20 protein-coding genes and 1 tRNA gene are annotated in these 20,623 nt (G+C 72.9%); 10 read left to right on the top strand and 11 right to left on the bottom strand.

Features of this window, described 5'->3' with window-relative positions; genetic code table 11:
- Positions 1–39: 39 nt before the first annotated feature.
- Positions 40–945 (bottom strand): DMT family transporter, encoded by a 906-nt coding sequence (locus NI25_RS30885; RefSeq protein WP_061447167.1) that lies wholly within the window; start codon positions 943–945, stop codon positions 40–42.
- Positions 946–1,253: 308 nt separating this feature from the next.
- Between NI25_RS30885 and NI25_RS30890 the strand changes: the two genes are divergently transcribed.
- A complete protein-coding gene (locus NI25_RS30890; RefSeq protein WP_061445605.1) occupies positions 1,254–2,201 on the top strand; it encodes a hypothetical protein in 948 nt (315 codons plus the stop codon).
- Between the two features lie 59 nt (positions 2,202–2,260).
- Positions 2,261–3,799 (top strand): APC family permease, encoded by a 1,539-nt coding sequence (locus NI25_RS30895; RefSeq protein WP_061445606.1) that lies wholly within the window; start codon positions 2,261–2,263, stop codon positions 3,797–3,799.
- Positions 3,800–3,903: 104 nt separating this feature from the next.
- Here the strand turns inward: NI25_RS30895 and NI25_RS30900 are convergent, their stop codons facing one another.
- The 4 genes from NI25_RS30900 to NI25_RS30915 all read right to left on the bottom strand — a co-directional run bounded on the left by NI25_RS30900 (position 3,904) and on the right by NI25_RS30915 (position 7,781).
- On the bottom strand, positions 3,904–4,965 hold the full coding sequence (locus NI25_RS30900) for an L-idonate 5-dehydrogenase (RefSeq protein WP_061445607.1): 1,062 nt from the start codon (positions 4,963–4,965) through the stop codon (positions 3,904–3,906).
- Positions 4,962–5,723 (bottom strand): SDR family oxidoreductase, encoded by a 762-nt coding sequence (locus tag NI25_RS30905; protein ID WP_061445608.1) that lies wholly within the window; start codon positions 5,721–5,723, stop codon positions 4,962–4,964. The genes NI25_RS30900 and NI25_RS30905 overlap by 4 nt, the downstream gene beginning before the upstream one ends.
- A gap of 39 nt (positions 5,724–5,762) precedes the next feature.
- Positions 5,763–7,160, bottom strand: coding sequence for a GntP family permease (locus NI25_RS30910; RefSeq protein ID WP_061445609.1), 1,398 nt, complete (start codon positions 7,158–7,160; stop codon positions 5,763–5,765).
- Positions 7,161–7,253: 93 nt separating this feature from the next.
- Positions 7,254–7,781 (bottom strand): gluconokinase, encoded by a 528-nt coding sequence (locus NI25_RS30915; RefSeq protein ID WP_104634654.1) that lies wholly within the window; start codon positions 7,779–7,781, stop codon positions 7,254–7,256.
- 137 nt (positions 7,782–7,918) lie between these two features.
- Here NI25_RS30915 and NI25_RS30920 point away from each other — a divergent pair, with 137 nt between their 5' ends.
- Positions 7,919–8,620, top strand: a complete 702-nt coding sequence (locus tag NI25_RS30920; RefSeq protein ID WP_061445610.1) for a FadR/GntR family transcriptional regulator — start codon at positions 7,919–7,921, stop codon at positions 8,618–8,620.
- Positions 8,621–8,648: 28 nt separating this feature from the next.
- On the opposite strand, the gene NI25_RS30925 is transcribed toward NI25_RS30920, so the two are convergent.
- Together NI25_RS30925 and NI25_RS30930 are read right to left on the bottom strand one after the other, a co-directional pair.
- Positions 8,649–9,023 (bottom strand): YchJ family protein, encoded by a 375-nt coding sequence (locus NI25_RS30925; RefSeq protein ID WP_061445611.1) that lies wholly within the window; start codon positions 9,021–9,023, stop codon positions 8,649–8,651.
- 71 nt (positions 9,024–9,094) lie between these two features.
- Positions 9,095–9,182 (bottom strand) — tRNA-Leu (locus NI25_RS30930).
- Between the two features lie 149 nt (positions 9,183–9,331).
- On the opposite strand from NI25_RS30930, the gene NI25_RS30935 reads away from it, so the two are divergent.
- The 3 genes from NI25_RS30935 to NI25_RS40665 all read left to right on the top strand — a co-directional run bounded on the left by NI25_RS30935 (position 9,332) and on the right by NI25_RS40665 (position 11,984).
- Positions 9,332–10,663 carry a M20/M25/M40 family metallo-hydrolase gene (locus NI25_RS30935; protein ID WP_061445612.1) on the top strand — a complete coding sequence of 444 codons (1,332 nt, stop codon included), beginning with the start codon at positions 9,332–9,334 and terminating at the stop codon, positions 10,661–10,663.
- 131 nt (positions 10,664–10,794) lie between these two features.
- Complete coding sequence (chpH, locus tag NI25_RS30940) at positions 10,795–11,028, top strand: chaplin ChpH (RefSeq protein ID WP_019325258.1); 234 nt, start codon at positions 10,795–10,797, stop codon at positions 11,026–11,028.
- A 176-nt stretch (positions 11,029–11,204) separates the two neighbouring features.
- A complete protein-coding gene (locus tag NI25_RS40665; protein WP_061445613.1) occupies positions 11,205–11,984 on the top strand; it encodes a chaplin in 780 nt (259 codons plus the stop codon).
- A 96-nt stretch (positions 11,985–12,080) separates the two neighbouring features.
- Here the strand turns inward: NI25_RS40665 and NI25_RS30950 are convergent, their stop codons facing one another.
- Entirely contained in the window at positions 12,081–12,269 is a 189-nt protein-coding gene (locus NI25_RS30950; RefSeq protein ID WP_003977152.1) for a DUF5703 family protein, read from the bottom strand.
- Positions 12,270–12,316: 47 nt separating this feature from the next.
- Between NI25_RS30950 and NI25_RS30955 the strand changes: the two genes are divergently transcribed.
- On the top strand, positions 12,317–13,066 hold the full coding sequence (locus NI25_RS30955) for a hypothetical protein (RefSeq protein ID WP_061445614.1): 750 nt from the start codon (positions 12,317–12,319) through the stop codon (positions 13,064–13,066).
- 168 nt (positions 13,067–13,234) lie between these two features.
- On the opposite strand, the gene NI25_RS30960 is transcribed toward NI25_RS30955, so the two are convergent.
- Entirely contained in the window at positions 13,235–15,622 is a 2,388-nt protein-coding gene (locus NI25_RS30960; protein ID WP_061445615.1) for a helix-hairpin-helix domain-containing protein, read from the bottom strand.
- Positions 15,619–16,605 carry an aldo/keto reductase gene (locus tag NI25_RS30965; protein ID WP_061445616.1) on the bottom strand — a complete coding sequence of 329 codons (987 nt, stop codon included), beginning with the start codon at positions 16,603–16,605 and terminating at the stop codon, positions 15,619–15,621. Before NI25_RS30965 ends, NI25_RS30960 begins: the two co-directional genes overlap by 4 nt.
- 113 nt (positions 16,606–16,718) lie before the next feature.
- Between NI25_RS30965 and NI25_RS30970 the strand changes: the two genes are divergently transcribed.
- Together NI25_RS30970 and NI25_RS30975 are read left to right on the top strand one after the other, a co-directional pair.
- On the top strand, positions 16,719–17,774 hold the full coding sequence (locus tag NI25_RS30970) for an LLM class F420-dependent oxidoreductase (RefSeq protein WP_061445617.1): 1,056 nt from the start codon (positions 16,719–16,721) through the stop codon (positions 17,772–17,774).
- 236 nt (positions 17,775–18,010) lie between these two features.
- The gene (locus NI25_RS30975; RefSeq protein WP_061445618.1) at positions 18,011–18,799 is read left to right on the top strand and encodes a hypothetical protein; all 789 of its coding nucleotides are present in this window, start codon (positions 18,011–18,013) and stop codon (positions 18,797–18,799) included.
- Between the two features lie 17 nt (positions 18,800–18,816).
- Here the strand turns inward: NI25_RS30975 and corA are convergent, their stop codons facing one another.
- Entirely contained in the window at positions 18,817–19,812 is a 996-nt protein-coding gene (corA, locus tag NI25_RS30980) for a magnesium/cobalt transporter CorA (protein ID WP_061447168.1), read from the bottom strand.
- Between the two features lie 60 nt (positions 19,813–19,872).
- On the opposite strand from corA, the gene NI25_RS30985 reads away from it, so the two are divergent.
- Positions 19,873–20,559 (top strand): histidine phosphatase family protein, encoded by a 687-nt coding sequence (locus NI25_RS30985; protein WP_061445619.1) that lies wholly within the window; start codon positions 19,873–19,875, stop codon positions 20,557–20,559.
- Positions 20,560–20,623: the final 64 nt, after the last annotated feature.

A 20,623-nucleotide genomic window follows, 5' to 3' on the forward strand; every position in this document is an offset into this window, starting at 1 on the left:
CAAGGAGCCCGCCCGGCCCCCGCCGTGCCGCCGTGCCCCTCAGCCGCGATCCAGCGCCGGTTCCCGCCCGCTCTCGCCCGTCCCCGCGCCCGTCCCCTGAGGCATCGCCGGGTGCAGGCCCAGCAGGACGATGCCCGCCACGATCGCCGCGAGGCCGCCCGCCTCCCACGCGAGCGCCCCGGCATCGGTGTGCAGCCGGTCGCCGAGGAACCCGACCCCGCAGGCGATCCCGGCGAGCGGCTGGGCCGCCGTCAGCGCGGGCAGCGACCGACGCAGGGGCGCCGTCTCGAAGGCGCTCTGAACCAGGAGCAGGCCGGTGATGCCGAGCACCACCACGGCGTACGGCTGCCAGCCCGTCAGCAGTTCCGCCAGACCCCCCGAGGTGAAGCGCCGGCCGCTGACCCTGGTCAACGCGTCCTGCACCCCGTACACCAGGCCGGCGGCCAGCGCCAGCAGCGCGGGACCCCAGGTCAGCCGCAGGCGGCCGGCGCACAGCGTGAGCACGAGGGCCAGAGCCAGCATGACGCCGACGATCAGCCAGTGCCGTACCGGGTCGGTCACCGCACTGCCGCCGCGCGGCTCGCCCGCGAGGATGAACGCGCTCACCCCGCCCGCGAGCAGGGCGAGGCCGGCCCAGCCCTGGCGCCCCAGCGGCTGCCGGGTCTGGGCGCGGGACAGCGCGAGGGCGAAAAGGAGATTCGTGGCCAGGAGCGGTTCGACGAGGGTCAGTTCCCCGCCGCCCAGCGCGATCGCGCCGAGGACGAGACCGGCCACCATCAGTGCCGTGCCGGCCAGCCAGCGCGGCACCCGCACGAGGTCGAGCAGGAGGCGGGGCGAGAGGAAGTCGCCCAGCGGAGCGCGCTCGGCCGCGTTCTGCTGGAGGACGAAACCGAGACCCAGACAGCACGCGGCGCACACGGCGAGGACCAGAACCAGAACCGACACGCTGCGTACCTCGATCGTCAGTCGGGTCACGGGGGCGTCGGGGACGACTCTAGTGCGGGTGGCCGCCGGGTGCCGGACGGGCGGCGCATTCGGGGTGCGGCCCGGCGGCGGGCCCCGGGAGCGCGGAGGCGGCGGGTGCCGCCGCACAAGTTCCCCTCCAGTCACGCGAGTTGACGCGTGTAACGCCACGATTCCTCTTGACGTCAAGCCTTGGCTGCCGGTTTGCTGTGCGTGATCAGTCCATGGCAGTCCGGTCATGGCAGCCCGGCTACGACGACCTACCGCGTCGCGTGAGGAAGTTTCCCGCGGTGTCCCCACCTCCGCCTCCCCTCGGCCGCGGCCGCAAACGCGCGGCCCAGGCCTTCGACGAGGCTCTCGACGACACCGAACTCATCACCGCGCGGGCGGCGTTGGCCCAGGGGCGCTGGCAGTCCGTCCGCTCCCTGCTGGTCCACACGGGTGACGACTGGGACCGCCGGGGGCACCGGGTTTCCGTCCTGGCCCAGGAGCCCCACTGCGCCTCCTGGTCCCGCGAGTGGCTGCTCGCCGACCCCGGCTCCGCCGACGCCTCGGTGCTGCTCGCCCACGCCCTGGTCCACCGTGCCCTGCGGGGCAAGGAGAAGCCCGCGCGGGTCCGCGAGGCGTGCCGGGACGCCGCAGCCCTCGTGCCGGCCGACCCCACGCCCTGGCTCGGGCTGCTCGTGCTGGAGCGCTCGCTGGGCGCCGACGAGGACGTCGTCCGCGCCTTCGACGAGGTGCGCGGGCGGTACGCCGACCACCACCACGCCCACCACCTGATGGCGGCCCGGCTCGCCGAGCGCGGCGGCGACGGTCCGGACCCGCTGCACGAGGTGTACGACTTCGCCAACTGGGCCGCCGAGCAGGCACCCGCCGACTCCCCGCTGGCCATCCTCCCGGTCGTCGCGCATGCCGAGCGCTACCGCGTGCTGGCCGCCGCCGGACACGAGTCCCCCGACCCGGCGGCCTCGGGCCACTGGGTCGGCCGGCGCGCCCGGCTGGTGATGAAGGCGGCCTTCGACTGGTGGCTGGAGTGGGAGCAGGACGGCCACCCGCGCCGGCTGATCGACCTCAACTTCCTCGCCCACGCCAAGTCCTGCGAGGGCCGCGGGGCCGAGGCCGCCGCCCTGTTCCACCGCATCGGCGAGCACGCCACGCCGGCCCCGTGGTCGTACCCGGACCGCGACCCGCTCTCCGCCTTCCGCGCCGCCCGTGCCGGCGCGCTCGGCACGACCTGATCGCCCGACGAACCCGAAGCACACCACCCACGAGAAACACGAGAGAAGGACGTCCTGCGATGACCACGGGCAGTTCGAGCACGAGCAGATCCGCGAGCGGTGGCGCCATCAGCACCTTCAAGGGCGAGGAGCGCGCCCTGCGTGCCGACCGGCTGGGCACGGGAGGGCTGCTCCTGTCCGTGCTCGCCGCCACCGCCCCGCTGATGGTGGTCGCGGGCGTCATGCCCACCACCTTCGCGGTCATGGGCATCGTCGGACAGCCACTCCTCTTCGTGGTGCTCGGCGTGGTGCTGATCCTCTTCAGCCTCGGCTACGCCGAGATGAGCCGGCACGTCCACAACGCGGGCGCCTTCTACGCCTACATCTCCCGGGGCCTGGGCGGCACCGCCGGCGCGGGCGCCGCCCTGGTCGCGCTGGTCGCCTACAACGCCCTCCAGGTCGGCATCTACGGCATCTTCGGCTTCGAGGTCTCCGGACTGCTGTCCACGTACGCCGACCTCGACGTGGCCTGGTGGATCCCGGCCCTTCTGGCGGTCCTCGCGGTCGGCACGCTGGGCTGGCTGAAGATCGACGTCAACGCGCGCGTGCTGGGCGTCCTGCTGCTCATCGAGGTCGTCCTGGTGGTGGTGTTCGACATCGCCGCCGTCGCCGACCCGGGGGCCCAGGGCCTGTCGCTGTACGCCTTCAACCCCGACACCCTGACCGGCGCCGGGGTCGGCACCGCCCTCTGCTTCTGCATCGCGGCCTTCCTCGGCTTCGAGCAGGCGCCGGTGTACGCCGAGGAGACCAGCCGCCCGCACGTGCTCGTTCCGCGTGTCATGTTCCTGGCGGTCGCGGGGGTCGCCGTCTTCTTCGCGCTCAGCAGCTGGGCCCTGACCGTGGCCACCGGACCCGACGACATCGTCGGCACCGCGCAGGAACAGAGCGCCGGACTGCTGTTCTTCCTGACCGAGTCGCGGCTCGGCGACACCTTCACCGACGTGCTCCACGTCCTGTTCGTCACCGGCATGTTCGCCGCGCTGCTCAGCTTCCACAACGTCGTCGCCCGGTACGCCTTCGCCATGGGCCGCGAGGGTCTGCTGCCCGCCGCCTTCGGACGCACCAGCGGCACCAGCGGCGCGCCCGGCACCGGCTCGCTGCTCCAGACCGCCGTCTCCGCGGTCGTCGTCGTCGGCTTCGCGGTCGCCGACGACAAGCCCAACGGCGACCCGACCGAGCCCGTGCTCCACCTGTTCACCTGGGGCGGCAACATCGGTGCCCTCGGCGTGATCGTGCTGATGGCAGCCGCCTCGTTCTCCGTGGTGGCCTTCTTCGTCCGGCGCGGCGCCGCCGGGGCGCAGGGCGTACGCCTGGTCACCTCCACCGTCGCGGGCCTGGCCCTGCTGGTGATCGCCGGTTACACCGTCAAGGACTTCGACGTCCTCGTCGGCGCGGGACCCGACTCCGCCCTGAGCTGGGTGCTGCCCGGCATCATCGGCCTCGCCGCCGTCGCCGGAGTGGTCCAGGGCCTGATCCTGCGCTCCCGCGCCCCCGAACGGCACGCCCGCATCGGCCAGGGCAACGAGGCCTTCCAGCTGGACAAGGCCGCGTCCTCCTGACTGCGGGAGGACCCTGGAACAGACAGCGGGACGGCTCCTGACCATGCCTCGGGCCCCGGCGGCTCAGCCGGCCGGGGCCCGGGGCACGCGGGGGTACGTCCGGCTCAGCCGGCCGGGTCCGCGCCGAAGTCCAGCAGCACCTTGCAGGACCGGCTCCGGTCCGCCGCCAGCTCGAACGCCGACGCCGCGTCCCGTACCGGCACCACCGCGCTGACCAGCGCGTCGAACGCGGGCTCGGCCGCGAGCAGGCGCAGCGCGTCGTCGAACTCGCCGTCGAAGCGGAACGCTCCGCGCAGCTCGATCTCCCGGCTCACCACCAGGTTCCCCGCGAAGGGACTGTGCCCCGGCGGCAGCATGCCGAGCTGCACGACCACGCCGCCGCGCCGCACCAGCCGCAGACAGGTGTCGAGACCCGCGGCAACCCCGGATGCCTCGATCGCCGTGTCCACTTCCGCCGGCCATCCGGAGTCGCCGGGGTCGTCGGCCCGCACGAGGGTGTCGGCGCCGGCGGCCCGCGCGTACTCCAGGGCCGCGGGCAGCAGGTCCGTCACCGTCACGCGGGCCGCGCCCGCCGCCTTCGCCGCCGCCACCACCAGGGCGCCGATCGGCCCGGCGCCGGTGACCAGCACATGCCGCCCGGCCACTTCCCCGGCCCGGCGCACGGCGTGCAGGGCCACGGACAGCGGCTCGGCGAGCGCGCCCCGGCGCGGGTCCAGGCCGGCCGGGAGGGGGCGCAACTGCTCGGCGGGGACCACGATCCGCGCCGCGAAGCCGCCCTGGACGTGCGGGAAGCGGGCCGCGCTGCCCAGGTACCGGGTGTCCCGGCAGACGTTGCGCCGCCCGTCCGCGCACTCCGGGCACACCCCGCAGGGAGTCGCCGGGTGCACGGCGACGGACGCACCGGTCGCCGGCCCCGCCGTGTCCGGGGAGCCGTACGCCACGACCGTCCCGACCACCTCGTGCCCGAGCAGCATCGGCTCCCGCAGACGGAAGTCGCCGACGCCGCCGTGCCGCCAGTAGTGCAGGTCGGAGCCGCAGACACCGCCGTAGCGCACGGCGACCAGCGCCTCGCCCCGACCGGGCCGGGGAACGGGCACGTCCTCGACCCGCAGGTCGCCCGCACCGTGGATCACACAGCCCGGCGCGGAGGCCTCTCCGGCGCTCACAGGACGCTCGTCATTCCGCCGTCGACGTACAGGATCTGCCCGCCGACGAAGTCCGCGGCGGGCGAGGCGAGGAACAGCAGCCCGCCCACCAGGTCCTCCGTGCGCCCCCACCGGCCGGCCGGAGTGCGCCCGCGCACCCAGGCGCTGAACTTCTCGTCCTCGACCAGCGGCCGGGTCAGCTCGGTCTCGATGTAGCCGGGGCCGAGCCCGTTGACCTGGACGCCGTACGGGCCCCAGTCGGCGCACATGCCCTTGGTGAGCATCTTGAGCGCGCCCTTGGTGGCGGCGTAGGGCGCGATGCCCGGGCGGACCACCTCGCTCTGCAGCGAGCAGATGTTGACGATCTTGCCGTGGCCGCGCTCCGTCATCCGGCGCGCCGCCTCCCGGCCCACCAGGAAGGCGCTGGTGAGATTGGTGTCCAGGACGCGGTGCCAGTCGGCGTCCGCGAACTCCAGCAGAGGCGCTCGCAACTGCATCCCGGCGTTGTTGACCAGGATGTCGAGCGGGCCCACCCGCTCCTCGACCTCCGCGATCCCGGCGGTGACGGACGGTCCGTCGGTCACGTCGAACACCGCCGTGTGGACCTCGCCGGGGAGCCCGGCGGCGGCCTTCGCGAGGCGGTCGCCGTCGCGTCCGTTGAGGACCACCCGGCAGCCGGCCTCCGCGAGGCCCCGGGCCAGCGCCAGCCCGATGCCCCGGCTGGAGCCGGTCACCAGGGCGGTGCGCCCGCCGATGTCGAAGAGGGGGTGAGCCGTCATCGTCGTACTCCTGATCCTTCCGGTTGGTGCGGGGTGCGGCTATATGACCAGGGACAACAGCAGCACCAGGGCACCGGCGACCACGGAGATGATCGTCTCCATGACGGACCAGGTCTTGATGGTCTGGCCGACGTTCAGCCCGAAGTACTCCTTCACCAGCCAGAAGCCGGCGTCGTTGACGTGGCTGAAGAACAGCGAGCCGGCGCCGATGGCCAGGACCAGCAGGGCGGCGTGCGTGGTCGACATGTCGGCCGCGAGCGGAGCGACCAGACCGGCCGCCGAGACGGTCGCCACCGTCGCCGAACCGGTCGCGAGCCGGATCGCCACCGCGATCAGCCAGGCCAGCAGCAGCGCCGGGATGGACCAGTCCTTGGAGATCTCCAGGATCATCTGGCCCACGCCGGAGTCGATCAGCGTCTGCTTGAAGCCGCCGCCCGCGCCGACGATCAGGAGGATGCCGGCGATGGGGGCGAGACCCTTCTCGACCAGGCCGGAGAGACGGTCCTTGCCGAACCCGGCGGGACGCAGCAGGGTGAAGATGCCGACGATCACGGAGACCAGGAGGGCGATCAGCGGGTTGCCGATGACGTCGAAGGTGCGCTGCACCACGTTCTCCGGGTCGTCCACGATGATGTCGACGAGCGCCTTCAGCAGCATCAGCACGACCGGCAGCAGGATCGTGGACAGCGTGGCACCGAAACCGGGACGCTTGTCCAGCGTCTCGGAGGCGCGCTGCGGGATCATGCGGTCGGGGGCCGGGACGTCCACCCAGCGGGCCGCGTACTTCGAGAAGACCGGACCGGCGATGATCACCGTCGGGATCGCGATCAGCACGCCCAGCGCCAGGGTCACACCGAGATTGGCGTCCACCGCGTCGATGGCGACCAGCGGGCCGGGGTGCGGCGGGACCAGACCGTGCATCACGGACAGACCGGCCAGGGCCGGGATGCCGATCCTCATCAGCGAGTAGTTGCCGCGCTTGGCGACCATCAGGACGACCGGGATCAGCAGGACGATGCCGACCTCGAAGAACAGCGGCAGTCCGATGACCGAGGCGATCAGCACCATCGTCCACGGCATCGAACGGGGCGTGGCCTTGGCGAGGATGGTGTCCACGATCTGGTCGGCGCCGCCGGAGTCGGCGAGCATCTTGCCGAGGATCGCACCGAGGGCGATCAGGACGCCGACGCCCGCGACGGTGGAGCCGAGTCCGGCGGTGAAGCTGGTGATGACCTTGTCCAGCGGCGCGCCGGCGAACGCGCCGAGCGCCAGCGACCCGATGGTCAGCGACAGGAAGGCGTGCAGCTTGAACTTGGTGATGAGCAGGACGATGACGGCGATGCCCAGGAGCACGGCGATGCCCAGCTGGGCGTGGCCCGCCGAGGTGATCGGCTCGACGGGGTCCGCTGCCAGCATCTCGACGCTGAGTCTGGTCACGGTGGTTCCCTTGCGGTGATGGGGACTGGGGGGAGTTCGGGGCCGTGCGCGCCGAGGGCGGCAGGACCCCGGGGGAAGTGGGGGGTGCGGGGGTTACCGGACCGGCTCGGGGAGGTCCTTCAGGGCGTCGACCGCCCGTTCGGTGATCTCCTCGGGGGTGCCGGCGACGTCCACCGCGACTCCCGCCTCGTCCGGCTGCAGCGGCTGGAGCGTGGCGAACTGGGAGTCGAGCAGGGCCGTCGGCATGAAGTGGCCCTGCCGGTGCGACATCCGGTCCTCGATCAGCTCACGGCTGCCCGTGAGATGCACGAAGACGACACCGGGAGCGGCGGCCCGCAGCCGGTCGCGGTACGACCGCTTCAGCGCCGAACTGCTCACCACCCCACCGAGCCCGGCACGCCCGTGCGCCCAGCCGCCGATGGCGTCCAGCCAGGGCCAGCGGTCCTCGTCGGTGAGCGGGGTGCCGGCCGTCATCTTGGCGATGTTGGCCGGTGGGTGGAAGTCGTCGCCCTCGGCGTAGGGAACGCCGAGGCGGGCCGCGAGCAGGGGACCGATGGTGGTCTTCCCGGTGCCCGCGACGCCCATGACCACGACCACGTGGGGGGTGTGCAGTTGCTGCATCGCACTCTCGCTGTCTGCTGTCTTCGTCGACACCTGATGTTCGACGCAACTGAAACTCATTAGTACGACAACTTCAAGAGTCTGTGACATATAAGTCTGACTTTTTGTTCCCGTGACCTGCCCCGTACGCTGAGTGCATGAGCACACCGGGCCGGGGGCTGCACGGCCGCGTACTGGACACCCTCGGCCCCGCGATCACAGCGGGCGAATACCCCGCGGGCAGCGTGTTGCGCACGGACGAACTCGCCCAGCGTTTCGAGGTGTCGCGCTCCGTGATGCGGGAGGCGGTGCGGGTGCTGGAGTCCATGCACCTCGTCGAGTCGCGCCGCCGCGTGGGCGTCACCGTCCTCGCCGAGTGCGAGTGGAACGTCTACGACCCGCAGGTCATCCGCTGGCGCCTGGCCGGCTCCGAGCGCCCCCGGCAGCTGCGCTCCCTGACCGTGCTCAGATCGGCCGTCGAACCGGTCGCGGCGGGGCTGGCGGCCCGGCTCGCCACGCCGGAGCAGTGCGCCGAGCTGACCGAGTGCGCGCTCGGCATGGTCGCCAACTCACGCGGTCACCGGCTGGAGGAGTATCTCTTCCACGACGTGGCCTTCCACCGCGTCATCCTCACCGCCTCGGGCAACGAGATGTTCGCCCGCCTCGGCGGCGTCGTCGCCGAGGTCCTGGCCGGCCGCACGCACCACGACGTGATGTTCGAGGACCCCGACCCCGCCGCCGTCACCCTGCACGTCCAGGTCGCCGAGGCGGTCCGCGCCCGTGACGCCGAGCGCGCGGAGCGGCTGACCCGGGAGATCACCGAGGGCGCGCTGCAGGAGCTGGACATCCTGGCGCCCTGAGCGCCGCCGGTGCCGGGAGGAGGTGTCCTCAGTCGAGGAACTCCCCGTCCGCGTACACCCACGCCCCGTCCACCCGCTCGAACCGGCTCCGCTCGTGCAGCGAGCCGCCGCGGTAGGACGCCCGGAACGTCACGGTGCCGGTGGCGTGGAAGGCGGAGCCGTCGACCGTCTCCAGGATCTCCAGACCGGTCCACCGCATACCCGGGTCCAGGTCCAGCCGCGCGGGCCGGGTCCGCGGGTGCCAGGTGCGCAGCAGATAGCCCGCGTCGCCCTTCACGAAGGCGCTGTAGCGGGAGCGCATCAGGGCCTCGGCGGTCGGGGCGGCGGCGGTCCCGGCGTGGAAACGGCCGCAGCACTTCTCGTACGGCTGGGACCGCCCGCAGGGGCAGGCGGGGGTGGTCATGGCGACAACTCCAGGTGGTCGCGGCGACTGTCGGGAAAAGCAGAAAACCCCTGCTCGGCAGGGGTTTCAGCTGGTGTCCGAGGGGGGACTTGAACCCCCACGCCCGATAAAGGGCACTAGCACCTCAAGCTAGCGCGTCTGCCATTCCGCCACCCGGACAAGGTGTCTGTCGCGCGGGGAGTTCCCCCTGGCGACGACGTAAACATTACCAGGCTTTCCGGGGTGGCCGATCACCCCCTCCTTGGGCCCGGACGGCTCAGGGAGGAGGATGAGGGGGACCCACCAGCAGTGACAGCGGGAGGAACCACGTGAGCGACTCGGGCACGGGCACGGCCAGGAGCGTCACCGGCGAGGACGAGGTCGTCGACCTCTGCCGCGAGCTGATCCGGATCGACACCAGCAACTACGGCGACCACTCGGGGCCGGGCGAGCGCAAGGCCGCCGAGTACGTCGCCGAGAAGCTCGCCGAGGTGGGACTCGAACCGAAGATCTTCGAGTCCCACCCCGGCCGCGCCTCCACGGTGGCCCGGATCGAGGGCGAGGACCCGTCCCGGCCGGCGCTGCTCATCCACGGCCACACCGACGTCGTCCCGGCCAACGCGGACGACTGGACCCACCACCCCTTCTCCGGGGAGGTCGCCGACGGGTGCGTGTGGGGGCGCGGCGCCGTCGACATGAAGGACATGGACGCGATGACCCTCGCGGTCGTCCGCGACCGGCTCCGCAGTGGCCGCAAGCCCCCGCGGGACATCGTGCTGGCGTTCCTCGCCGACGAGGAGGCCGGCGGCACGTACGGCGCCCGGCACCTCGTCGACCACCACCCCGATCTCTTCGAGGGCGTCACCGAGGCGATCAGCGAGGTCGGCGGCTTCTCCTTCACCGTGAACGAGCAGCGCCGCCTGTACCTGATCCAGACGGCCGAGAAGGGCATCCACTGGATGAAGCTGACGGTGGCCGGCACCGCGGGGCACGGATCGATGATCCACCGCGACAACGCCATCACCGAGCTGTCCGAGGCCGTCGCGCGCCTGGGCCGGCACAAGTTCCCCGTCCGCGTCACCAAGACGACCCGGGCCTTCCTCGACGAACTGGGCGACGCGCTCGGCATCGAGCTGGACCCGGAGGACATGGACGGGACGATCGCCAGGCTCGGCGGCATCGCCAAGCTCATCGGCGCGACCCTGAGCAACACCGCCAACCCGACCCAGCTGGGCGCGGGCTACAAGGTCAACGTCATCCCCGGCGAGGCCACCGCGCACATCGACGGGCGCTATCTGCCCGGGTACGAGGAGGAGTTCCTCGCCGACCTCGACCGCATCCTCGGGCCGCACGTGCGGCGCGAGGACGTGCACGCCAACAAGGCCGTCGAGACCACCTTCGACGGAGCGCTGGTCGACGCGATGCAGTCCGCGCTGGTGGCCGAGGACCCGGCCGCCAAGGCGATCCCGTACATGCTCTCCGGCGGCACGGACGCCAAGTCCTTCGACGACCTGGGCATCCGGGGCTTCGGCTTCGCGCCGCTCAAGCTGCCGCCGGAGCTGGACTTCGCGGGCATGTTCCACGGCGTCGACGAGCGGGTGCCGGTGGAGGGGCTCCAGTTCGGAGTGCGGGTGCTCGACCGCTTCATCGACGCGTCCTGAATCGCCCGTGTGTACGGGGGGCGACCGGGACGAGTGAATGCGCTCATAAGCTCGTAGCCTCATTACTCCCTCCTCGTTACAGGTGATGCGATCGGCAATTTTGGGATCGCGTTTGCCAACTAGGAGGAACAATGCTCAAGAAGGTCGTCGCCGCTGCGGCTGCCACCGGTGGTCTGGTTCTCGCGGGCGCGGGCATGGCCGTCGCCGACTCCGGTGCCCAGGGTGCCGCCGTGCACTCGCCCGGCGTCCTTTCCGGCAACGTCGTTCAGGTTCCCGTGCACGTCCCGGTGAACGTCTGCGGCAACACGATCTCCGTGATCGGTCTGCTGAACCCCGCCTTCGGCAACGTCTGCGTCAACAAGTGACGTTGCGCCTCGCCCCGTGAGGATCTGATTCCGCCGGCCCCGGAGTGCACGCCATGCGCTCCGGGGCCGACGGCCTTTCGGGGGACATTCGAGGCGAGGGGACGACGACAGCGCCGGAATTCCGGCACGCTCGCATTCTCGGTACCACGGGACCAGACAAGGCAGGGATTCAGGAAATGCGACAGGTCACCCGCAAGGGCCTGATGACGATGGCGGCGGCCACCGGCGTGATCGCCGCCGCGGGCGGCAGCGCCCACGCGGACTCGGGCGCGCACGGCTCGAGTTCGGGCTCGCCCGGCGTACTCTCCGGCAACACGGTGCAGGCCCCGGTGCACGTGCCGGTGAACGTCTGCGGCAACACGGTGGACGTGGTCGGCGTCCTCAACCCGGCGATGGGCAACTCGTGCGCCAACAAGGGCGGCGGTGCCCACGGCGGACACGGCGACTCCGACTCCGGCGGATACGGCGACTCCGGGAGCCATCACGGGTCGCACGGCGGCTCGCACGACGGCGGGGGCTCTCACGCCGGCGGCCACGCCACGGACTCGCCGGGCGTCGGCTCCGGCAACCACGTCGAAGTGCCGATCGACGTGCCGGTGAACGTGTGCGGCAACAGCATCGACGTGATCGGCGCCCTCAACCCGGCCTTCGGCAACGACTGCGACAACGGGGGCGGAGGCGGGGACCACTCGACGCCGCCCGGCGACCACGAGACGCCTCCCGAGAAGCCGGACAACCCCGACACCCCGGACAACCCCTCAGGTTCGGACGGCGATACGCCGGGCGACTCCACGGACGACAACCAGCCGGGCACCCAGACCGTCGCCCAGCCGGGAGGCGACGCGGCGCTCGCCGAGACCGGCAGCGACCTGCCGCTGGGCCTCGCCCTGCCGGTGGGCGCCGGCGCGCTGCTCGCGGGCACCGTGCTCTACCGCAAGGCACGCGCCTCGGCGTGAGACGGGCACACCGGCACACGCAGCGGGCTCCGCACCGGCGGGGCCCGCTCCGTGTCCGCCTCCGTCACTCGCGCCCGGCCGGGCCGGAACCCGGGATCACCAGGTGGCACGCACCTGGCGGATGATCCGCCGCCGCAACCGCACCTTGCGGCTGCCGTCACGCAGCAGGGTCAGGCGGTACAACTCCCAGTGTCCGTACTCGGCATGGTCCGTCAGCTGACGTGCAGCCTCCTTGCGGGTCACCCCGCGCGGCAGGTACACATCGACAAATTCGTATTCCGGCATCGAATCTATTGTGCGGGCTGGGGCCCGGTACGGATAGCGTCTGCACTATGTCTGATGCTGCGCAGCCCACCGCTGCCGAGGTACGCGCCGCCGCCGAGGCGGTCAAGACCGCGCTCGACCGCCACCTGGCCGCGGTCGAACGCCGGTCGGGAGAGGAAGACCCGGCCGTCTACGACGCGTTCAACGAGCTGGCCGCGGCCGCGGAGGCGTACGACGAACTGCTCTACGACCGGTACGACGAGGTCACGCCCTTCGAGATCCCCGGCGAGGACACGCTGCCGTCGTACACGGGGCCCGAGGAACCCAGCGCCCTGAGCGTCCTGATCCGCCGGGACTACGCCGTCGCCGAGCCGCAGCGCCTGATGGCCCAGGCCCGACGGGTCGAGGCGGCGGACGAGGAGGGGTCGGGCGCGGAGACCGCGGACACGGTGCACGGGGCGCTCGGCCTCCTGTTCGGCGAGTTCGAGCCGGACGAGATCGCGTCCCGGCACAAGGAGTTCGGGCTGGAGGAGGGCGACTCCACGCTCTGGGTGACGGCCGCGGACGAAACCGCCGAACCGGGGGAGTGGCTGGAGGCCCCCTTCGAACAGGTCGATCCCCAGCGCGTGGTCTGCCGCTTCGACGTCAGCGCGGTCTTCGACGAGGAGTTCGACGACGACCTCGACGACGGCGACGAGGGCGAAGGCGACGGCGATCTGCCGGAGCTGGACGAGGATCTCGACACGGACCTGGACACGGACCTGGACACGGACCTGGACGAGGACGGTGAACCGGCACGCCTGGAGGCGGACCGCTGAGTTCCGGGGCCATGGCCCGGAGCCGGGGCTCCGTGCCATGGCCCGAAGCCGTCCCGGGCCACGTGCCGTGCCCTGGGACGGCCCTGGCCACGGCCGCGGGCCGTGGCCGTCCGGCTCCGTGCGGCGACCGGGCGGGTGACAGGAAACGGTGCCCGCGGCCGGGCGTGGTCAGCCGGCGACCGGGACCTGGGGTGTGAGCAGGACCGGCAGCCTGGTCGTGCGGGGTTTGGCCGGGACCTCCGCCACGGCACGGGGGAGGGCCTGCTCCACGCCGTGCACCACGGACAGGTGCCGGGCGGCACGGCCGAACGCCGTGTAGATCCAGGGGCGGCTGAGGGCCTGCACGGCGTCGCCGGGCAGGACCACGACCACGGCGGGCCAGCGGCCGCCCAGCGCCTGGTGTGCGGTCAGCGCCCAGCCGTGCCGCACGGACCCTTCCACCCGGTCCCTGGGCACGACCACGGTCTCGCCCGCGCACGACAGGTGCAGCCCGTCGGCGTCGGCCTTCACCACCCGGCCCGGCAGCACCCGGCCCGGCGCGGGGGAGTGGACGACCCGGTCACCGGGGTCGAATCCGCCGAAGCGGCCGGGGCCGGGGTTGAGGCGCTCCTTGAGCGCGGCGTTGAGCGCGCGCGTGCCCGCCGCGCCACCGTGGCCCGGCGTGATCACCTGGGTCTCCTCGGCCGGAACGCCGATCGCGCGCGGCACCGAGTCCGCGACGAGCTGGACGGTCCGGTGGACGGCCTCGCCCGCGTCCCGCACCGGCACGATCACGATCTCCTTGCCGGGCGCCTCCACCTGGCCCAGCTCGCCGATGCCGACGCCGGAGACCAGTTCGCCGAGCGGCCCGGGGTCCGGGAGCCGCGAGGCGACCTGGGGACAGACGCGGGCCGCCAGCAGGTCCGCGAAGACCCGCCCGGGGCCCACGGACCAGAGCGCCGCCGGGTCACCGGCCAGCACCAGCCGGGCCCCGTCCGGCAGCGACTCCGCGAGCAGGGCGCCCGCCTCCACGTCGAGCTGGGGTGCGTCGGGGACGACGAGCAGATCGAGGTCCAGCGCCCCGTCGGCGTCCCGCCCCGGCCCCTCGGCGCCGGTCAGCAGTCCGGTCACGGTGACGACGGCCGGAGGGGCCGCCCCCGGGGAGCCCGAGTCGGCCGACGGGGCGCCCAGCAGGGCGGCGAAGCGGTCGCGGCCGAGCGGGCCGGGCGCGGCGGCCCAGGCCCGCAGGCCCAGCGCGTGCGCCGCGCGCAGCAGGGCGGCGGGCTCGGCCAGGGACGCCTCGCCGCCGGTGTGCAGGACCAGCCCGTGGCCCGCGACGGCACGGATCAGATCGGCGGCGGAGCCCTGCGCGGAGGCGGCGGCCTGCTCCCAGTCCGCGGCGGAGCCGTCCTGCTTGGGCGCCGAGTTGACCAGCCGGGCCAGACCGTCGGCGAGGCTCTCCTCGGCGAGCGCGTACCGCTCGAGGCCGATCAGCACCCGGACGGGACGCTCCTCGCCCTCCTCGCTTTCCCCGCCCTCCGCGTCCGTGCCCTCCGCACCGCTCGCCGTGCGCCGGGGTCGGGCGCCGGGCTCCTCCAGCGCGTCCTGGAAGGCGAGCGCCTCGCCCTCTGCGAGCGTGCTCTGCACGGCCGCGTCGGGGTCCGGAACGCCCCGCTGGGCCAGCGTGGCGGTGAGCCGCGGCAGCTCCAGCGCGGTGTGCCCGGCCAGGGCCGCCTGCTCCAGCAGCCACACCGTGACGGCACGGCCGCGCCGTTCGTCGTCCGGACCGCAGTCCGCGCCGAGCAGGGCCCGGGCGAACCCGTCGGCCTGCTCCGGCCGCACTCCGCCGACCCGGAGCAACAGCCAGGGGTCGGCGCGCAGCGCGTCCTGCGCGCCCTCGCCGAGAAGCGCGGCGGTCTGCGGCGCCAGCGCCTCGGGGGCGCCGCCCTCGGCCAGCACACGACGCACCGACTGCACCGTCTCCGGAGCCGGACCCGTGGGCCCGGCATGTGCGGCGGGCGGCTCGGCGGGCTCAGGACGGGCCCGTCGTACCGGCTCCGGGGCGGGGCGGCGCGCGGGCTCGGGGGCGCCGAAGACCGTGGCCGCCGGCTTCTCGCCGCTCTCCACGGCGCGTACGGCGGCGAGCAGATCGGCCGCCGTGCCGCTCAGCTTGCCCCCGGCGTCGATCGGCCCCTGCTTCTCCGCCTTCCGCCGCTCGATCCGCTCCCGCTCGGCCCGCTGCGCGGCCAGCTCGGCCTCGGCCTCGGACACCTGCGCGGCCGCCTCGGCCCCGTCCGCGGCATCGGGCCCTTGCCCGGCGGGCTCGTCCGGCCGCACCGCGAGGGCGGCCCCCGCATCGGCCGCGGTGTCCGGATCGGCGGCGTCCGGCGCCGACACCTCCGCCGTGCCGGCGGCGTCCGGCGCGGGCGCCTCCGCCGTGCCGGTGCCGTCCGACGTGGGCGCCTCCGCCGTGCCGGTGCCGTCCGGCGTGGGCGCCTCCGCCGTGCCCGGGGACTCCGGCCCGGTGTCCACGGCGTCCGTGGCGTCCTTCGAGGCGGGCTCGGGCTCCGTGCTCACAGCGTGCTCCAGTCGTGATCGGGATAGCGGTGCACGGGCGCCGACACGTCGTCGAGCGCCCGGCAGATCTCGTCAGGAAGACTAAGGGTCTCCACTGACAGCGCCGCCGTGAGCTGCTGCGCGGTGCGCGGGCCGATGATCGGCGCGACCACCCCGGGCCGGTCGCGCACCCAGGCGAGCGCGACCTGGAGCGGGGTCACCGCGAGCCCGTCCGCGGCCGTCGCCACCGCGTCGACGATGTGCCCGGCCGTCTCGTCGAGGTAGGGCTCGACGAACGGGGCCATGTGGTCCGAGGCGCCCCGCGAGTCCGGGGGAGTGGCGTCCTTGCGGTACTTGCCCGTGAGCACCCCCCGGCCCAGCGGGGACGAGGGGAGCAGGCCGATGCCCAGGTCCAGGGCGGCCGGCAGCACCTCCCGCTCGACGCCCCGCTGGAGCAGCGAGTACTCCATCTGGGTGCTCGCCACCCGGTTGCGCACCCCCGGCGCCGCCAGCTGCCAGGTCGCCGCCTTGGCCAGCTGCCAGCCGCAGAAGTTCGAGACCCCCGCGTACCGCGCCCGGCCGCTGCTCACCGCCACGTCCAGGGCGTGCAGCGTCTCCTCCAGCGGCGTGTGCGGGTCGAAGGCGTGCAGGTGCCACACGTCGACGTGGTCCGTGCCCAGGCGGGCCAGCGAGGCGTCCAGCGCGGAGAGCAGATGGGCGCGCGAACCGTCGAACCGGCGGTCGGGATCCGGAACGCTGCCCGCCTTGGTCGAGATCACCAGGTCCCGGCGCGGTACCAGGCCCTCCATCAGACGCCCGAGCAGGTACTCGGACTCCCCGTCGCCGTACACGTCGGCCGTGTCGACGAGCGTCCCGCCCGCTTCCCAGAAGGTCTTCAAGAGGTCCGCGGCGTCATGCTCGTCCGTGTCCCGGCCCCAGGTCAGGGTGCCGAGACCGATGCGGGACACGCGCAGGCCGGTGCGGCCGAGATGCCTCTGCTCCATGAACGCCGACACTACTGGCCGCGGCATGCCCTGTGGGGGCCTGTGGACAACCGATTTCCGCGCGCTAAGGTCGGGGCACCAGCCACGTTACTGATCGGTAAGGGGAATCGGCCATGCAGCTCGGGATCAACCTCGGCTACTGGGGTGCCGGAATGGACGCGGACAACCTGGCCGTCGCCCAGGAGGCCGACCGGCTCGGATACGCCGTGTGCTGGGCCGCCGAGGCCTACGGCTCCGACGCGGCCACCGTGCTCACCTGGGTCGCCGCCCAGACCGAACGCATCGACGTGGGCTCGGCCATCTTCCAGATCCCCGCCCGCCAGCCCGCCATGACCGCGATGACCGCCGCCACCCTGGACTCGCTGTCCAAGGGCCGCTTCCGCCTCGGCCTCGGCGTGTCGGGACCGCAGGTCTCCGAGGGCTGGTACGGCGTCAAGTTCGACAAGCCGCTCGCCCGCACCCGTGAGTACGTCGAGATCGTGCGCAAGGCGATGACCCGGGAACGGCTGTCCTACGAGGGACGGCACTGGACGCTGCCGCTGCCCGGCGGCCCCGGCAAGCCGATCAAGCTGACCGTGCACCCGCAGCGCGAGCACATCCCGCTCTACATCGCCGCCATCGGCCCGAAGAACCTGGAGCAGACCGGCGAGATCGCCGACGGCGCCCTGCTCATCTTCCCCTCCGCCGACCACCTGGAGGAGACCGCCGTCAGGCACCTGCGCGCCGGACGCGAGAGGGCCGGCAAGACCCTCGACGGGTTCGACGTCTGCCCGACCCTGCCGCTCGCCCTCGGCGACGACGAGGACGTGCCCGCCCTCGCCGACACTTTCCGCCCGTACACCGCGCTCTACGTCGGCGGCATGGGCAGCCGCAAGCAGAACTTCTACAACCAGCTCGCCCAGCGCATGGGCTACGAGCGGGAGGCCGCCGAGATCCAGGACAAGTACCTGTCCGGCGACAAGCAGGGCGCCGCCGAAGCCGTACCCCACGAGCTGATCGACCAGACGACCCTGCTCGGCTCCGTCGACCGCATCGCCGACCGCATGAAGGCCTACGCCGCGGCCGGCGTCACCACCCTGACCCTCGCCCCCGCGGGCTTCACCCTGGACGAGCGGATCGCCGCCCTGCGCGCCGGCACCGAGGCCCTGGAGCGCGCCGGACTGGCGTAACGGAGCGGGAAAGATTCTGCGGCCGTGGTGGGGGCTCGGGGGTCTTCCCCGCCACGGCCGTCACGAGGAACAACGCGCCCACGCGCGCGGGGTTACGCCTCCGCGCTTGCCCGGTCGTCCTTCTTTCGGCGCAGTTGCGCGCCGCACCTGTTGCCGTGTCCCCTCGCCCGCACTTGACTCGGCTTCGCGGAGTGTGCGGAACCTGCGGACCACGCAGCGGCAGAGAGGTGCCCCCGATGCTTTCGGCCAAGAGCCTTTTCCAGGAGATCCTCGACAACGACGAGGCGTTTCGCCTCTTCTGCTCCATCGCGGCCAGCGGCGAGTCCCAGGGCGGCTGGGAGAACGCGCGCATCGCGGCGCTGGTGCCGGAGAGCGAACGCGCCCTCGCCCCCAAGATCACCCGGCACGGCGCGGACGAGGACAAGCACGGCCGGATCTTCAACGCCCTGCTGAAGAAGCGCGGCCTCGAGCCCGTCGACGTACCGCCCGAGACGGACTACACGATGCTCCTGGAGCGGCACGGCATCGGCCTCGCCCACGAGAAGCTCAAGGCCGACCAGCCCCTCACCGTGCGGGACGTCATCACCTACCTCGCCCACAGCAGGGTCACCGAGCAGCGTGCCGCCGAACAGATGGCGATGCTCCTCAAGTACTTCGCCGACCATCCCGACCTGGGCCGGGCGGTCCGGATGATCTCCGCCGACGAGGACAACCACCTCGCCTACTCCCACGAGGAACTGCTCCGCTACGCCGCCGCGGGGCACGGCCCGTACATCCGGCGCACCCTGCGCGAGTGCGCGCACGCCGAGATCCGCGTCCACCGCGACGTCAGCCTCGCCGTGATGGCCCGCATGGGGCGCATCCTCGGCTGGTCGCGCGCCAGGTCGGCGCTGCTCGCGGCGGGCATCCACGCCATGTACGTCGCCGAGCGGGCGGCCGGCTGGCGGCGCATGGTGAGCCTGCGGGCGCCCGAACGACGCGACGCGCTCGGCGGACCCGCCACCGCGGCCCCCGAGGTCGCCTGACCGGCACAGGCCGGGCCCTACAGCCAGCCCCGGCGTTTGAACTGCCGGTACAGCAGCACCTCCAGGACCGCCATCAGCGCGATCACCGCCGGGTAGCCCCACAGCCAGTGCAGCTCCGGCATGTGGTCGAAGTTCATGCCGTAGATCCCCGCGAGCATCGTGGGGACCGCCGCCATGGCCGCCCACGCGGAGATCTTCCGCATGTCGTCGTTCTGCCGGACACTCGTCTGCGCCAGGTGTGCCGACAGGATGTCCGACACCAGCCGGTCCAGGCTCTCCACCGACTCGTTCACGCGCGTGAGGTGGTCGCTCACGTCCCGGAAGAAGGGCCGCGCCTTGTCGTTCACGAACGGCACCGTGCCGCCGTAGGCGCCCGTGCCGGCCAGCCGGGCCAGCGGCGGCGCGAGCGGGCCCGTCGCCCGGCGGAACTCCAGCACCTGCCGCTTGAAGGTGTAGATCCGCGACGCGGTGTGCCGGGAACCGCCGCCCTCCGGCGAGAAGACCTCCGCCTCCAGCTCCTCCAGGTCGGTCTGCAGCTCGACCGCCACGTCCAGGTAATGGTCGACGGTGGCGTCCGCTATCGCGTACAGCACCGCGGTGGGTCCCTTGCCGAGCAGTTCCGGTTCGTGCTCAAGCCGCTGCCGCACGGCCTTCAGCGGGGAGCCCCCGCCGTGCCGGACGACCACCGCGAACGCGTCGCCCAGGAAGATCATGAGCTCGCCGGTGGAGACGGCGTCGCTGTCCGGCTCGTACACCACCGGCTTCAGGACGGCGAAGAGCGAGTCGTCGTACACCTCCAGCTTGGGCCGCTGATGCGCCTTGAGCGCGTCCTCCACCGCCAGCGGATGGAGCGCGAACTCCTGGCTGACCAGGTCGAACTCCTCCTCCGTCGGCTCGTGCAGCCCGATCCACACGAAACCGCCCGCCCCCCGCGCCGCACCGAGCGCGTCGGAGAGGTCCTCGGGCCCGTCCGTGCGGTGCCCGTCCCGGTAGATGGCACAGTCGACGATCACCGAACCCATTCTCCCCTCGCCCGGGCGCACCGCGCCGCGCCGTACGCCTACCCTGGCCGCATGCCCACGCTGATCCTGGTTAGGCACGGACGCTCCACCGCCAACACCGAGGGGCTGCTCGCCGGCTGGACGCCCGGCGTCGCCCTCGACGAACGCGGTGCCGCGCAGGCCGCCGCGCTCCCCGGGCGGCTCGCCGGCCTGCCGCTCTCCGAAATCGTCACCAGCCCCCTGCAACGCTGCCGGGAGACCCTCCGGCCACTGCTCGACGCCCGGCCCGAACTGCGGGCGCACACCGACGAACGGATCGGGGAGTGCCACTACGGCGACTGGTCCGGCCGCAAGCTCGCCGAGCTCAAGGACGAGCCCCTGATGGAGGTCGTCCAGGCGCACCCCTCCGCTGCGGCCTTCCCCGGCGGCGAGTCGATGCGCGCCATGCAGACCCGCGCCGCCGAGGCCGTACGCGAGTGGAACGCGCGCGTGGAGCGCGACCACGGACCCGACGCCGTCTACCTCATGTGCTCCCACGGCGACATCATCAAGTCCCTCGTCGCCGAGGCCCTCGGGCTCCACCTCGACCTCTTCCAGCGGATCTCCGTCGAGCCCTGCTCCGTCACCGCGATCCGCTACACCCGGCTGCGCCCGTTCCTCGTCCGTCTCGGCGACACCGGCGACTTCGCCTCACTCGCCCCGCGCGAGCAGCCGTCCGGTGACGAAGCGCCGGTCGGGGGTGGTGCGGGCGCACCGTGATCGTCCGCCGCAGTAGGGTGAACCGGTCGCGGCAGCACTGCCCCCGATCTTCCGCTTTCCCCGA

It is taken from the genome of Streptomyces sp. CCM_MD2014 (assembly GCF_000772045.1).
GTDB lineage: Bacteria > Actinomycetota > Actinomycetes > Streptomycetales > Streptomycetaceae > Streptomyces > Streptomyces salinarius.